This window comes from Pseudomonas sp. Yb2C2, assembly GCF_052112325.1.
GTDB lineage: Bacteria > Pseudomonadota > Gammaproteobacteria > Pseudomonadales > Pseudomonadaceae > Aquipseudomonas > Aquipseudomonas marginalis.
Window position 1 is genome coordinate 178766 of sequence record NZ_JAVAJK010000004.1, and the last position, 15240, is coordinate 194005.

At 58.4% G+C, this 15240-nt stretch carries 9 protein-coding genes; 6 read left to right on the top strand and 3 right to left on the bottom strand.

Annotation, left to right across the window (positions count from 1 at the left end; genetic code table 11):
- Window positions 1-10 precede the first annotated feature (10 nt).
- The 3 genes from Q8X51_RS07125 to Q8X51_RS07135 all read right to left on the bottom strand — a co-directional run bounded on the left by Q8X51_RS07125 (window position 11) and on the right by Q8X51_RS07135 (window position 3648).
- Window positions 11-1735, bottom strand: a complete 1725-nt coding sequence (locus tag Q8X51_RS07125) for an ABC transporter ATP-binding protein/permease (RefSeq protein WP_065924315.1) — start codon at window positions 1733-1735, stop codon at window positions 11-13.
- 97 nt (window positions 1736-1832) lie between these two features.
- The gene (locus Q8X51_RS07130) at window positions 1833-2393 is read right to left on the bottom strand and encodes a response regulator transcription factor (protein WP_010565532.1); all 561 of its coding nucleotides are present in this window, start codon (window positions 2391-2393) and stop codon (window positions 1833-1835) included.
- Window positions 2386-3648: an ATP-binding protein gene (locus tag Q8X51_RS07135; RefSeq protein ID WP_027604851.1), complete on the bottom strand. Its 1263-nt coding sequence runs from the start codon at window positions 3646-3648 to the stop codon at window positions 2386-2388. The genes Q8X51_RS07130 and Q8X51_RS07135 overlap by 8 nt, the downstream gene beginning before the upstream one ends.
- 248 nt (window positions 3649-3896) lie before the next feature.
- On the opposite strand from Q8X51_RS07135, the gene Q8X51_RS07140 reads away from it, so the two are divergent.
- The 6 genes from Q8X51_RS07140 to Q8X51_RS07165 all read left to right on the top strand — a co-directional run bounded on the left by Q8X51_RS07140 (window position 3897) and on the right by Q8X51_RS07165 (window position 15165).
- Window positions 3897-4607 (top strand): SIMPL domain-containing protein, encoded by a 711-nt coding sequence (locus tag Q8X51_RS07140; RefSeq protein WP_065924316.1) that lies wholly within the window; start codon window positions 3897-3899, stop codon window positions 4605-4607.
- A 190-nt stretch (window positions 4608-4797) separates the two neighbouring features.
- Window positions 4798-8103, top strand: a complete 3306-nt coding sequence (locus Q8X51_RS07145; RefSeq protein ID WP_407693125.1) for a dermonecrotic toxin domain-containing protein — start codon at window positions 4798-4800, stop codon at window positions 8101-8103.
- Window positions 8104-8198: 95 nt separating this feature from the next.
- Complete coding sequence (locus tag Q8X51_RS07150) at window positions 8199-9800, top strand: ABC transporter substrate-binding protein (protein ID WP_074843883.1); 1602 nt, start codon at window positions 8199-8201, stop codon at window positions 9798-9800.
- Window positions 9801-10058: 258 nt separating this feature from the next.
- Window positions 10059-11687, top strand: coding sequence for an ABC transporter substrate-binding protein (locus tag Q8X51_RS07155; RefSeq protein ID WP_027604854.1), 1629 nt, complete (start codon window positions 10059-10061; stop codon window positions 11685-11687).
- A gap of 304 nt (window positions 11688-11991) precedes the next feature.
- Window positions 11992-13596 carry an ABC transporter substrate-binding protein gene (locus Q8X51_RS07160; RefSeq protein WP_407693124.1) on the top strand — a complete coding sequence of 535 codons (1605 nt, stop codon included), beginning with the start codon at window positions 11992-11994 and terminating at the stop codon, window positions 13594-13596.
- 171 nt (window positions 13597-13767) lie between these two features.
- On the top strand, window positions 13768-15165 hold the full coding sequence (locus Q8X51_RS07165; protein ID WP_407693123.1) for an OprD family porin: 1398 nt from the start codon (window positions 13768-13770) through the stop codon (window positions 15163-15165).
- Window positions 15166-15240 lie beyond the last annotated feature (75 nt).

The window sequence follows — 15240 nt, forward strand, 5'->3', positions numbered from 1 at the left end:
ATGTCCGGCCTCAGGCCACAGGTTGCTCTTGAAGCCACCCACCCTCGATCCGCACATGCCGCCCATGGAAGCGCTTGAGGCTGCTGCGATGGCCGACGCTGACAATGCTCAACCCAGGCAATTCATCAATCAACGCCTGATACAACGTCGCCTCATCCTCTTCATCCATGGCCGATGTCGCTTCGTCCATATAGAGCCATTGCGGCGCGAACAACAAGGCTCGGGCAAAGGCCAGGCGCTGTTGCTCGCCGGGCGAGAGCATGCGTTGCCAATGGTTGGCTTCATCCAGGCGACCCACCAGGTGCGGCAGGCGACAGGTTTCCAGGACCTGTGCATAACGTTCTGCCGAATAGACGCTGTCGTCCTGTGGATAACTCAACACCGCCTTGAGTGTGCCGATCGGCAGATAGGGCTTCTGCGGCAGGAACAGGTAACGCCTGGCCGGCAGGCGAATGCTGCCGTGACCAGCCGGCCAGAGATGTCCCATGGCGCGCAGCAAGGTACTTTTGCCGCTGCCGGAACGGCCGCTGAGCATGACGCGCTGGCCCGGCTCAACGATCATGTTGGCGTCGGTCAGCAGGTGGCGACCATCCACCAGGTTCAAGCCCAGCCCTTGCACCACAAGACGCTCGCCCTCTGCGCTGACGTCGATGGCAGCTGGGCGTTGCTCGTTTTCACGCATGGCCTGCTGAAAACTCAGTAGACGATCGCTGGTCGCGCGCCAGCCGGCCAGGTCGGCGTACGCGCTGATAAACCAGCTGAAGTTGCCCTGCACGTTGCCGAACGCCGAGTTGATTTGCATCAGTTCGCCCAGTTCGATCTTGCCGGAAAAGTAGCGCGGGGCAGCCACGATAAACGCAAAGACGATCGCAATCTGTTCATAGCCGGCAGTGAAGAACGTCAGGCGCTTGGACACCTTCATGATGTCCCAGTAGTTATGCCAGACCTTCCCGAACCGCGCGCTCAACCGCTGATGCTCATTAGGTTCGCCGTTGTACAGGGCGATGCTCTCGGCATTCTCCCGCACCCGCACCATGGAGAAACGCAAGTCCGCTTCGAAGCGTTGCTGCTGGTTGCTCAAGCCGATCAAACGACGACCGATCAGATGGGTCAGCCAACTGCCGACACCGGCATAGACCAATGCACACCAGAACATGTAGCCGGGGATGGTGATACCGAACACTTCAATACTGCCCGACACGCCCCACAGGATGATGGAGAACGACACCAGGCTGACCACATTGCGCAGCAGCCCAAGGCCAAGACTCAGGGTGTTGAGGGTAAAGCTGTTGAGGTCTTCGGAAATCCGCTGGTCCGGGTTATCGGTGTAGCCGCCCTGCTCCAGCTGGTAGTAGTTCTTGTTGCCAAGCCAGCGGGCAAAATACTTTTCGGTGAGCCATGCACGCCAGCGAATGGTCAGCATCTGAGTGAGGTAGAGACGGTAGACCGCGCCGAGAATCGCCACCGTGGCGATACCGCAGAAGTAAACGATCTGTTGCCAGAAGGCGGCGGTGTCCTTGTTTTCCAGGGCGTTGTAGAAGTCCTTGTACCAGTGGTTGAGCCACACGGAAATGGCCACGCTGAACAGCGACAGGCCAATCACCACGGCGAGCAACAACCAGGCCTTGCCCTTCTCTTCACTTCGCCAATAAGGCGTGATCATCGCCCAGGTTCGGCGAAAAAATTGCCCACGCACAGCGTCATTGACCGCAGAGTACTCAGCGTTCTGATTCATCGTTCAGGCTCGTAGGGAGGAAGGCAGGCGTTTGAACCGATCATAGGTGATCGGTTCAGGGTTCCGTGCGGCCTGAAGCAGGCTGTTCAGCTTAGGTTCAGCGGCGTACCGGACGCTTCTGCAGTTTGCGTTGCAGGGTGCGCCGGTGCATGCCCAGGGCGCGGGCAGTGGCGGAGATATTGCCTTCGTGTTCGGTGAGGACGCGCTGGATGTGTTCCCACTGCAGGCGGTCCACCGACATCGGGTTTTCCGGCACCAGGGTGTCGAGGTCGGCGTGCTCGGACAGCAACGCAGCCAGTACGTCATCGGCATCCGCCGGCTTGCACAGGTAGTTGCAGGCACCGCGCTTGATGGCTTCGACGGCAGTGGCGATGCTGGAGTAACCGGTGAGGATCACCACGCGCATTTCCGGGTCGAGTTCCAGCAGTTTGGGCAACAGCACCAGGCCGGAGTCGCCATCCATTTTCAGGTCGAGCGCGGCGTAGTCCGGCAAGTCGGCCTGGGCGATGGCCAGGCCTTCTTCGGCGGAGCCGGCAGTGCTCACGCGAAAACCGCGACGGCTCATGGCGCGCGCCATCACGCGGGTAAACGTGGCGTCATCATCTACCAGCAACAGGTGCGGCAGTTCTTCGCCTTCGACTTGGATCTCGTCACTCATCGATATCTCCTCGTGCGACACGGGGCAGGCGCAGCTCGGTGAGCGTACCGCCTTCCTCATGACTATAGAGCTTCACTGAGCCGCCCGCGCGGGTCACGCTGGCCTTGCTCAAAAACAGGCCCAGGCCGAAGCCTTTGCCCTTGGTGGTAAAGAAAGGTTTGCCGATCTGCTCGGCGATGGCCAGCGGCACGCCTGCACCATGGTCGCGAATGCTGATCGTCAGGTCATCCACATCCCAATCCAGCCGGACTTCCAGGCCTTCGGGGCAGGCGTCGGCGGCGTTGTTCAGCAGGTTGAGCAAAGCTTGAGTCAGGTCCGGCGGTGGCGCCAGGCGCGGCACGGTCCCCTGCCCCAGCAGATGGAAACGGTAGCTGGCTTCGGGGCGCATCAGGTGCCAGCGGTTCAGGGCTTCGTCGAGCCACTGGGTCACGTCCTGCATCTCGACCGCCAGGCGGCGATTGGCTTCAGCCGCGCGTACCAGTTGCTGCAAGGTTTGCTTGCATTGCTTGACCTGTTCGCGCAGCACGCCGAGATCCTCTTGCAGCGCCGGGTCGTGATGGTCCTGGGTCATTTCGTTGAGCAGCACGCTCATGGTCGCCAGCGGCGTGCCCAATTCGTGAGCCGCGCCAGCAGCCTGGGTGGCGACGGCGAGCAGTTGCTGGTCACGCAGGCCTTCTTCGCGGCGAATGGCGCGCAGTTCTTCCTGGCGGCGCAGCTCTTCGGCCATGCGCGCAGCAAAAAAAGTGATCACGGCGGCAGACAGGGCAAAGCTCAGCCACATCCCGTAGATCTGCAGGTTTTCGCGGGCGATGGGGAACGTTTGCAACGGATAGAACCGCGCCAGCAGCAGGGTGTACAGGGTCAGGGCGATACCCGACAGCACCACCGAGTAGCGCCACGGCAAGGTCACCGCAGCGATGGTCAGTGGCACTAGGTAATAAGATACGAACGGGTTGGTGGAACCGCCGGAGAAATACAGCAACACACTGTGGATAAACAGGTCGCAGGCCAATTGCAGGGCGTATTCCAGCTCCGTCACCGGCCAAGTGGTGCGCAACCGAATGGCGGTAAACACACACAGCACGATGGAGAAACCCAAGGTCACGCCCAATTGCAGCCACGGCAGCGGCAACAGGTCGAACCAATAGGCGAGCCCGACCGAACCAGCCTGCGCGGCCAGTACCAGGGTACGAATGAACGTCAGGCGCCAGAGGTTCTGGCGGGTGGCGGAAGTCAGTTTTACGGCGGCGAGCATGAGCTCTCCCGATGAGCGCTGCAGGCGGATCGGCAGGAGTATAAACGAAGCGGCGCCTCGGGCATTGGGTGTGTGGCTCTTTGACGCATGGGCGCCGCAGCAGCAAGCCCCAAGTCAAAAGCTGCAAGAAACCTCTTCGCCGCTAACTTGCAGCTTGCCGCTTGAAGCTTTTTTTCTAATTCGTAAACCCGAAGAACCCGACACCACCGTCTACAGTCATACCGATACGAACACCCTAAGGAGCTTCCATGTCTCGTTTCACTCGCAGTGCAGTTGTTCTCACCCTCAGCGCCAGCGCCCTGGCCAGCCTTCCGGCACTGGCCGCCGATGCACTGAATTACAACCAGATTTCCCTGCGCGCCGAGGTCAGCCAGGAAGTGGCCCGCGACAAGATGATCGTCACCCTCTACACCGAGTCCCAGAACACCGACCCGGCCAAGCTCGCCGCCGAAATCACCACCACCATGAACACGGCCCTGGGCCAGGCGCGCGAAGTCCAAGGCGTGATCTTGCGCCAGGGCAGCCGTAACAGCTACCCGATCTACGACAACAAGAACCAGAAGATCACCGGCTGGCGCGAGCGCGCCGAACTGCGCCTGGAAAGCGCGGACTTCCCGGCGCTGTCCAAACTCACCGGCGAGTTGCTCAATACCCTGAAAATGGAAAACATGGACTTCGCCATCGCCGACACCACGCGCAAGGCCAGCGAAGACGCCCTGCTCAAGGACGCGGTCGCCGCGTTTAAAGCACGCGCGCAACTGGCCACCGATGCGCTGGGCGGCAAGGGCTACAAGATCGTCAACCTGAACTTCAACACCAATGGTTATCCACAGCCCTATGCACGTGGAGGGATGATGATGAAAGCCGCCATGATGGATTCGGCGCCGGCACCAGAAGTAGAAGCCGGTACCAGCCAGGTGAGCATGAGTGCCGATGGGGTGATCGAAGTGTTGCAATAACCCCGGTTTCGACAAAACAAAGGCGCAGCCCTCACGGTTTGCGCCTTTTTTTGCGCTTGTTCCACACGACCTCGTCATATCCAGCGGCATATTCGGCGGAATCAAGCACCCGGTTTTCGTTACGCAAAGAGTGCCCACGCTAACAGGGAGTGCTGTGGCAGTACTTATTCACTTCACGAGAACTGAAACCATGTACGCACCTTCAAGCAAAACCACCTCCCCTATTCGGCAATACATCGACCCTGTTTCAAGCGGGCCGATAAACAACAGCGAATCAGCCGTCACGCGGGCGTCACAAGATACGCCTGGCCCGTCCACCTCCCCTCACGAAACAGCGCTGCTTAACGAATACCTGGCAGCGGTGCAAAGCAAAGTACTGGGCAACAATCCCGGGCTTATAAAAGTCCCCCCCGAGAGCAATTTGGGCCAGTGGCTCGAAGTCTATCGGGCGCAGTTGCAGCACCCAGTGGTTCAAGGTTGGATGCGCGACCAGAAGATCGACCAGAACACGCTTTTAACCGTCAACCCCCGCACAGGCACTCTGACTGCCATGGCGGACGGAAACATGAAAACGTTCTCCCTCACGGACAACTCCGGTTGGGGCCAAGTCAGCCGCCCGCTTCTTGAGGCGGCCAAAATCATTGCGCCGGGAACTGTTGAGAAGTTGCAGGTACGCTTTGGCGAAGACTACATTCAAGTACGCGCAGGGCTGGTAGCCAACTTCCAGGGCGAGCGCCTTCCCACATCACTGGCCGAGGCGCGGACACAAATCAGGCGACTGGAACACAACAAAGCCTTCGACCCCATCCCGCCGGATGATCCCGTACGCCCCGCCAACCAGCGCTCGGCGCAAGCCCTTGAACAACTCAAGCTCAGTGCCGAAACGTTCTACACCCATGCACCTCAGGCATTGGCCTACAAGCATCTGGCAGTGGAGGTTGCCGAGACACTGCCAAACGTACGTGCACAAGCAAAACAATGGGCGGAGTCCGTCATTTTCAACCTGACGGGCAAACATGTGGATGCCGATACACTTTACTTGAACCGTTTCAATGGCTCGCAAAGCGCTTCAACAGCTACCGGCTGGGAGCATAAGGGCGAGGAGCCGACCGCCTCTCTGCGCCTGCCGGATGCACTGCTGAAAAACTTCTCTGAAAACGACTGGATCCCCGGCAATCTGGACTCGCAAGCCGGTTTATATATAGACGGCCCCGGTAAAAGTGAAACCGGGGGGTACGGTGCGCATAACCAATTCCCGCTGGCCCCTTCGGTGCTTATGCATACGAGTTGGAAAACCGACTTCCAATCGGTCATGACACAAAAAATCGACGACTTCTGGAACACCCACAGCAATGACTACCAGACGGCGATCAAAGGCGAGTTTGCCTACCAGGCCCGAAAACAACTGAAGACAGCCGCCGCCAGGCCGCCGGCCGAGCAAGCGCTGCAAGCGCCCGAGCATCGGTTCACGCGGGAGGACTACCGCTTGGTCATGGGCGCGGCGTCCAATCTTCCGCTCGACGAAAATGCACCGATCAACGTCGAACAGCTCAAGGCCGAGGCCCCTGTAAAAGGTGCAGTCCAGGCCCACGCCTTCAATATCAAAGGCTTCTTGTCCAACGATATTGTGCGCTTCAGCGCTGCCGACGGTGGCCGCCAGGTCCTCTACATCCCTGGCTCGGAACCCGCATTTCTGCGGTTCGATTCCCTGGAAAAACTGGATCAATGGGTGATCGACCAAACCAAGGACGCGAAAAAGCGCGAATCCTTGATGACTCATTTCCCACTGATCGCCCGCCAGGACCACGAGCACGGCACTATTGAAAAACTGGCGAAAGTGTTCATGCCCGTATTGTGGTTTACCAACGTGGGCAGCAAAACCGAAGGTCTGGACAGCACTTTCGAAAAACTCGCCAATGGAAAACTGACAGACCCGACGTTCAATGGTGACGGCTCACACCTCAAGGGTGACGTCTTCTCTGCGATGACGTCCGCCAGTAAAGAGCGCATGACCAGTGATGCCGACGTAATGATCAAGTCCAACAGCGAGGTGACGCGGGACACTTGGCTTAACGACATTACCGTGGCGGCGGGCCTGCTGGCAAAGCTGGCGCCTATTGCCGCCCCGGTGGCCGTCGCCGCTGTGGCTACCGGGTTGACCGAATTGGCGCTTGGGGCGGAAAAACAAGCCTCCGGCGATACCCTGGCCGAACGCAATGACGGTGCATCGAAGGCATTCGATGGCTTGCTGAATACGCTGTTCTCGGTGGGCGCCAGTGGCTCGGCTGAAGACCCCTTCATTCCCCCTGGAGAAAAACCGCTCACGCCCACCCCAGACGAGTCCCCGTGGATTGAACGCCCACGAGCCCTGCCTGGCAGTAACCGCCTGCAGCCCAGCCAAGCGGGCAACATTACCCAATATGGTGTACCGAACGGTGAGCAGCTCATTGAAAGGGCCGTACGCAACGCGAAGGGCATTTACCAGGTCAAGGATGCAACAACCGGCCTGGACCAATGGTTTATCCGCTATACCGACGAGACAGGTATTCGCCAGGTGTTTGAGATAAAAAGCGACTTCAAACTGAGCAATGACTATGTACAGATCATTGACCCCGGTACGGGTAAGCCGGTAATGACGGTGCACGCTAACGGCGAGGGCGACTGGGTCCGCATGAAAACCGATGGCGGAGCCAAGTGGCCGTGGCAGCGCGCGCCTTCGCCGAACCCCAGCAACGACCTCAAAGTAGAGCCAAAACTTTCAGACGGCTTCGAAATCCTGGGCGACCCCAAGACCAGTGGTGCCGATAAGTTTGATGAGATCTTTAAATACAACAGCAACACTGCCTACCAGCAATCGGTGAACAACCTTGAAGAGGCGGGAGTCCTCAAAAGAAAACTCACGGTGTCCTGGACCGTCGAGGAAAACAACTTCGAAGTTTTCCCCGACGAAAGGGCGCAACCCAACGAATATGGCTCAACTGACTATTCGCCAAACTTTATAAAAGACCTGAACCGTGACCGTTATACCGTTCGGATAAAGCAGCCCGAAGGGCACACCACTTTTGAACTGGATGCCACAGGAACTGCCGATGGCGAAACACTGCGTAGGCGCTTGCAGCAGTTCGAGGAGGCAATCCCCGACGCGAACATGCGCTCGCGCATATCCGAAGTCGCTCATCAGGGCAGTGTCGCCCCAGCATCGGTGGAGCTGAAAATGAATCAACTCCAAGAACACGTCGGTTTCAAAGGCAAGGACACCCATTACATCGTCACCTATGACCCGACAACTAAAGAGGCGCAGGTCACCGTCGGAGCCCAAATGACATTGCTCGATCTGGACAAAGATGCTGCCCCCATTCCCAATACCGCCGCCGCCACGGGGCGAACGTTCCACATTCGAGAAAGCAACGACCTGGAAGAAGCGGCAAATCCATACGCCATCGATAAAAGCGCGCCATTCACCCTGAGCACGTCGATTATCACCGACCAGGACTAGCCCTGCGGCTACCTCAAAAACCAGAACGGCGGTAACCTCGGTTACCGCCGTTTTCGTTCGGGCAGCGTTACCTCACTGCCACTTCAGAGGTCTCCATGGAAAGAATCGCCTTCAAACCACTGCTTCTCGCCGCCGGCCTGCTGGCCTTCATGCCGACGGCCCACGCGGCCAGTACCCTGGTCTACTGCTCCGAAGCCAGCCCCGCCGGCTTCGACCCCAGCCAGTACACCAGCGGCACCGACTTCGATGCGTCCGCCGAAACCGTGTTCAACCGCCTGACCCAATTCAAGCGTGGCGGCACTGAAGTCGAACCGGGCCTGGCTACAAGCTGGGAGGTGTCCAAGGATGGTCTGACCTACACCTTCCACCTGCGCGACGGGGTCAAGTTCCACACCACCGATTTCTTCACGCCGACCCGCGACTTCAATGCGGATGACGTGCTGTTTACCTTCAATCGCCTGCTGGATGCCGAGAGCCCGTTCCGCAAGGCCTACCCTTCCGAATCGCCGTACTTCACCGACATGGGCCTGAACACCACGATCAAGAGCGTCGACAAACTCGACGGGCACACCGTGCGTTTCAACCTGAACAACGTCGATGCCTCGTTCGTGCAGAACCTGGCCATGAGTTTCGCCTCCGTGCAATCGGCCGAGTATGCCGCCCAGCTAATGAAAGAAGGCAAGGCCGAAGACATCAACCAGAAGCCGGTGGGCACCGGGCCGTTTGTGTTCAAGCGCTACCAGAAGGACTCGCAGATTCGCTACGTGGCCAATAAACAGTACTGGAAGCCCGAGGATGTGAAACTCGACAACCTGGTGTTCGCCATCACCCCGGACGCTGCGTCGCGCCTGCAAAAACTCAAGGCCGGCGAATGCCAGGTCAGCGGCTACCCGCGCCCGTCGGATATCGAGGTGATGAAGCAGGACCCCAACCTGAGCGTGCTGCAGCAAGCCGGTTTCAACCTGGGCTTCCTGGCCTACAACGTGACCCACCCACCGCTGGACCAGCTCAAGGTCCGCCAGGCCCTGGACATGGCCATCGACAAGCCAGCGATCATCAAGGCGGTGTACCAGGGCGCCGGACAATTGGCGCAGAACGCACTGCCACCGGCGCAGTGGTCTTATGACCCCTCCATCAAGGATGCCCCGCACGATCCGACCAAGGCCCGCGCGCTACTAAAAGAAGCAGGGGTTGCACCGGGCACCACCATCAACCTGTGGGCAATGACCGTCCAGCGCGCTTCCAACCCGAACGCGCGCATGTCGGCCCAGATGATCCAGCAGGATTGGGAAAAAGTCGGCATCAAGGCCAATATCGTCAGCTATGAGTGGGGCGAATACATCAAGCGCGCCAAAAATGGCGAGCACGATGCGATGATTTATGGCTGGACCGGCGACAACGGCGACCCGGATAACTGGCTCGGCGTGCTCTACAGTTGTGCCGCGGTCAAGGGCAGCAACTACGCCAAATGGTGTAACCCGGCCTACGACAAACTGGTGCAGCAGGCCAAGGTCAGCAGTGACCGCGAACAACGCATCAAGTGGTATCAACAGGCACAAAAAATTCTTAAGGAACAAGTACCTATAACGCCAATTGCGAACTCGACGGTTTTCCAACCCCTGCGCAAGGAAGTGAAGGACTTCAAGATCAGCCCCTTTGGGCTGACACCGTTCTACGGCGTGAGTCTAGATAAGTAACAGCAATGCCCCAACCGAGTGCGCCAGACGCCTCGGTTGACCCTTCCTGGTGCACCTCCTGCACCGAAAAAAACCTATAAATAAGCTCAAATATGTCAAAACTTTCATAATTGCGACATTCCTGTACGTTCGTACCACTCTTTCCGCCTTGCAACGGTTCAGCATCTTGCAATGGGTATGGCGCCTGCATAAGTATCCGCAGGCCGACTCACGAGGTCGCCCTCACCACCAAAAATGACAACAAATCATGAGGCCAACATGCTTAAACACGCAGTCCTTCCGTTATTAGTGAGCGCTGGCCTTATGGCCGCGGCCCCATTCGCCCAAGCGGCGACTAACCTGGTGTTCTGCTCCGAAGGGAGCCCGGCCGGTTTCGACCCAGGCCAGTACACCACCGGAACAGACTTCGATGCCTCGGCCGAAACCATGTTCAACCGCCTGAGCCAGTTTGAACGAGGCGGCACCGCCGTTGTTCCTGGCCTGGCCACCAGCTGGGACGTGTCCCCGGATGGCCTGACCTACACCTTCCACCTGCGCGAAGGCGTCAAGTTCCATACCACCCCGTACTTCAAGCCGACTCGTGAATTCTCGGCTGACGACGTCCTGTTCACCTTCAACCGGATGATCAACAAAGACGATCCATTCCGTAAGGCCTACCCCACCGAGTTCCCGTACTTCACGGACATGGGGATGGACACCAACATCAAGAACATCGAGAAGGTCGATGCCCACACCGTCAAGTTCACCCTTGGCACCGTGGACGCCGCGTTCATCCAGAACCTGGCGATGAGCTTCGCGTCGATCCAGTCGGCCGAATATGCCGCCCAGTTGCTGAAGAATGGCACGCCTCAGGACATCAACCAGAAGCCAATCGGCACTGGCCCGTTCGTATTCAAGAGCTACCAGAAAGACTCGAACATTCGCTACACCGGTAACAAGGACTACTGGAAACCTGAGGACGTGAAGATCGATAACCTGATCTTCGCCATCACCACCGATCCGTCGGTGCGTATCCAGAAGCTGAAGAAAAACGAGTGCCAGATCACCTTGTTCCCACGTCCGGCCGACCTCAAGGCGCTGGGTGAAGACAAGGACCTGAAACTGCCGCACCAGGCCGGCTTCAACCTGGGCTATGTCGCCTACAACGTCATGGACAAGGTCAAGGGCAGCGACCAGCCCAACCCACTGGCTGACCTGCGCGTACGCCAGGCGCTGGACATGTCGGTGAACAAGCAGCAGATCATCGACTCCGTCTACCAGGGTGCAGGCCAACTGGCGGTCAACGCCATGCCGCCAACCCAATGGTCCTACGACACCACTATCAAGGACGCCAAGTACGATCCCGAGAAAGCCAAGGCGCTGCTCAAGGAAGCGGGTGTCAAGGAAGGTACCGAGATCGTTCTGTGGGCGATGCCGGTTCAGCGTCCGTACAACCCGAACGCCAAGCTGATGGCTGAAATGCTGCAAAACGACTGGTCCAAGATCGGCCTGAAGGTCAAGATCACCAGCTACGAGTGGGGCGAGTACATCAAGCGCTCCAAAGGCGGCGAGAACCAGGCCATGATCATTGGCTGGAGCGGCGACAATGGTGACCCGGACAACTGGCTGAACGTGCTGTTCGGCTGCGACTCCCTGGCCGGTAACAACTTCTCCAAGTGGTGCGACAAGAAATTCGACGGCGTCGTGAAAGAAGCCAAGGCTACGTCGGACGTCGCCAAACGCACCGAGCTGTATAAGCAGGCGCAACATATCCTCAAAGATGCAGTCCCGATGACACCTATCGCGCACTCGACGGTGTATCAACCCATGCGCAACACCGTACAGGACTTCAAGATCAGCCCGTTTGGTCTGAACTCCTTCTATGGCGTGAGCGTAAGCGGCAAGTAAGGACCAATGACGGCGACGTTTCATAACGTCGCCGTTATTGCATCCGCCTCGACCGTAGGAAATAGACCACGCTCGCAATCGCCGCTTCCTACAGCTGCGAACTGCGACAAGTAGCTCTTTTGCCTACAAGGTCAGTCCAATTTGGCGCATTTACTGCGCAGTCCGCGACCCATACCGTCGTAGGACAGCAGAGGCTCCAACCTGGGAAAGGCACTTGCTGTGTGTGGGATCAGTAATGTCCCCCTGGCACTACGCCAGGGTGATTGCTTGCTGATGACAACTACAAACAAGGATCGGGATCGTCATGCGCCATACCACCGTTCTATCCGCAATTTTTGGCACCAGCCTGCTGGCTGTAGCCACGATGGGCCAGGCGGCCGACAAGAAGAGCCTGGTGTTCTGCTCTGAAGGCAGCCCGGCAGGGTTCGACACCGCGCAGTACACCACCGCCACCGATAACGATGTGGCCGAGCCGCTGTACAACCGCCTGGTTGAGTTTGAAAAGGGAGCGACCAACGTCGTACCTGGACTGGCGACCAAGTGGGATATTTCCGAAGACGGCCTGACCTACACCTTTCACCTGCGTGAAGGGGTGAAATTCCACAGCAACAAGGAATTCAAGCCGACGCGGGATTTCAACGCCGACGACGTGCTGTTCACCTTCAATCGCATGCTTGACCCCGACCACCCGTTTCGCAAGGCCTACCCCACCGAGTTTCCGTATTTCAACGGGATGAGCCTGAACAAGAACATCGCCAAGGTCGAGAAAACCGACCCTCATACCGTGGTGATGACGCTGAACTCGGTCGACGCTGCGTTCGTGCAGAACATCGCGATGAGCTTTGCCGCCATCCTGTCGGCCGAATACGCCGAGCAGTTGCTCAGGGAAGGCAAGCCCAGCGATATCAACCAGAAGCCGATCGGCACTGGTCCCTTTGTCTTCCAGCGCTATCAGAAAGACTCGCAGATCCGCTATGTGGGCAACAAACAGTACTGGGACCCGAGCAAGGTCAAGCTGGACCAACTGATTTTTGCCATCAACACCGACGCCTCGGTACGCGTGCAAAAACTCAAGGCCGGCGAATGCCAGGTCACCCTGCACCCGCGCCCGGCCGACGTCGACGCGCTCAAGGCCGACTCGAACCTGCAATTGCTGACCAAGCCGGGCTTCAACTTGGGCTACATCGCCTACAACGTGCGCCACAAGCCGTTCGACCAGCTCGAAGTGCGCCAGGCGCTGGACATGGCGGTGAACAAGCAGAGCATCTTGAACGCCGTGTACCAGGGCGCGGGGCAGTTGGCAGTCAATGCCATGCCGCCGACCCAATGGTCCTACGACGACAGCATCAAGGACGCCGCCTACAACCCGGAAAAAGCCAAGGAACTGCTCAAGGCCGCCGGCGTGAAGGAAGGTACCGAGATCACCCTGTGGGCGATGCCGGTGCAACGGCCGTACAACCCCAACGCCAAGCTGATGGCCGAGATGCTGCAAAGCGACTGGGCCAGGATCGGCCTCAAGGTCAAGATCGTCAGCTACGAGTGGGGCGAATACATCAAGCGCACCAAGAACGGTGAGCACGATGTCAGCCTGATCGGCTGGACCGGCGACAACGGCGATCCGGACAACTGGCTGGGCACCCTCTACAGCTGCGACGCCATCGGCGGGAACAACTACTCCATGTGGTGTGACCCGGCGTACGACAAGCTGATCAAGCAAGCCAAGGTCGTGACCGACCGCGAACAAAGGACTGTTCTGTACAAACAGGCGCAACAACTGCTCAAGCAGCAGGTGCCGATCACACCCGTCGCCCACTCGACGGTCAACCAGCCGTTAAGCGCCAAAGTCGAAGGTTTCAAAGTAAGCCCGTTCGGCCGCAACGTGTTCTCGGGCGTCAGCATTACCCCATAAGAAAATAACCGGATTGCAGGGAGCGAAGTTGGCTCTCTCGCAAACGCGCAGCCTTTTGTTGGGATTTTTCCTACAGCAAACGTTTGCAACAGCTTGATCGAGTTACACACCCAATAGCCGGATCACCAAAAAAGACCGGCATTAAAAAGAGAACCAAAGGAGCTTCAACCCATGAAACTGAGCAGCAAAGCGCTTCTGGCCTTGGCCATCAGCAGCATCACGGCCACCGCCTATGCTGAACCCGCCAGCCAGGACTTCGTTCCGACCACATTGGCCGGCGCCAGCGCCCAGAGCGAGGCCAAAGGCTTTATTGACGGTCAAAGCCTGGGCGGTACAACCCGTAACTGGTACTCCACCGAGAAGAAATTCCGTGGCCAGCGTTTCTCCTACGAGAAACACAATCAGACGCGCACCGACGCGAACCGCACAAACTGGGTACAAGGCACCATCCTCAACTACTCCTCGGGCTTCACCCAAGGCACCGTAGGTGTGGCGACCGAAGTCGCGGCTTACAACGCGGTGGTCCTGGACCGCAGCAAGCGTGATATCAAGGGCGGTTCCAACCGTACCCTGGCTGACTCCGACGGCGATGCAGTAGGCCAGTGGAGCAAACTGGGCCTGGCGAACGTCAAGTTCCGCGTGTCCAACACCACCTTGACCGCCGGTCGCCAGAACTTCAGCAGCGGAATCGTCGATACCATCGGCAACCGTGCCTTGCCTTCGAGCTTCGAGGGTGTGAGCTTCAACAGCGAAGAGTTCAGCAACTTGTCGTTCCAGGGCGGCATCTTTGATCGCGTTTCGCCGCGTACCGAACAAAGCCTGTCGAAATTCCGTTCCGAGTACGGCAATGGCCAGGAAACCGACAAGGTCAAAACCCTGGGCTTCAACTACCAGCCGTTCAAGAGCCTGAAAACCAGCGTATTCGCCGCTAACGTCGAAGACTTCTGGAACCAGTACTACTTCGGTGCCACCCACGAATTGGGTGATGCACAGACCCTGGCACTGACCACCGGCCTGAACTACTACAAAACCACCGATACCGGCAGCAAGAAGATGGGCAACATCGACAACGACACTTACTCGTTGTCCCTGGGGCTGACCCACCAGGCCCACAGCCTGACCTTCTCGTACCAGGAAGTTAACGGTGACGAGTACTTCGACTACCTGCACGAAACCAACGGCATCTACCTGGCCAACTCCCTGACCTCCGACTTCAACAGCCCGAACGAGAAGTCCTTCCAGATCGCCTACGGCATCAACATGGCCGAATACGGCGTGCCGGGCCTGAAGTTCAACGTCTACTCGGCGCGCGGCTGGGGCATCGACGGTACTCACTACAACGGTACCGCCTACGGTGAAGCCGGCGCTTCGCGTAGCGACCTGCGCCTGATGGACGGCGAGAAACACCAGGAATACGGGGTTGGCACCTCCTACGCGATTCAGAGCGGCCCACTCAAGGCCACCACCATCCGTGGCACCTACGTGACTCACCGCGCCAGCGCACAACAGGCTGACGGCAACATCAAAGAGTTCCGTCTGGTCACCACCATCCCGTTCAACATTCTTTAACTAGCACCAGGTAGACGGCAGGCTCAGGACGAGCCTGCCGTCTACGCTTGTCTGGTCCCATCGATTGCAGAGGGC

Bases quoted from the DNA above. Each gene is read 5' to 3' on its own strand.
- Q8X51_RS07125 (WP_065924315.1), bottom strand. From the start codon at position 1,735: ATGAATCAGAACGCTGAGTACTCTGCGGTCAATGACGCTGTGCGTGGG.
- Q8X51_RS07130 (WP_010565532.1), bottom strand. From the start codon at position 2,393: ATGAGTGACGAGATCCAAGTCGAAGGCGAAGAACTGCCGCACCTGTTG.
- Q8X51_RS07135 (WP_027604851.1), bottom strand. From the start codon at position 3,648: ATGCTCGCCGCCGTAAAACTGACTTCCGCCACCCGCCAGAACCTCTGG.
- Q8X51_RS07140 (WP_065924316.1), top strand. From the start codon at position 3,897: ATGTCTCGTTTCACTCGCAGTGCAGTTGTTCTCACCCTCAGCGCCAGC.
- Q8X51_RS07145 (WP_407693125.1), top strand. From the start codon at position 4,798: ATGTACGCACCTTCAAGCAAAACCACCTCCCCTATTCGGCAATACATC.
- Q8X51_RS07150 (WP_074843883.1), top strand. From the start codon at position 8,199: ATGGAAAGAATCGCCTTCAAACCACTGCTTCTCGCCGCCGGCCTGCTG.
- Q8X51_RS07155 (WP_027604854.1), top strand. From the start codon at position 10,059: ATGCTTAAACACGCAGTCCTTCCGTTATTAGTGAGCGCTGGCCTTATG.
- Q8X51_RS07160 (WP_407693124.1), top strand. From the start codon at position 11,992: ATGCGCCATACCACCGTTCTATCCGCAATTTTTGGCACCAGCCTGCTG.
- Q8X51_RS07165 (WP_407693123.1), top strand. From the start codon at position 13,768: ATGAAACTGAGCAGCAAAGCGCTTCTGGCCTTGGCCATCAGCAGCATC.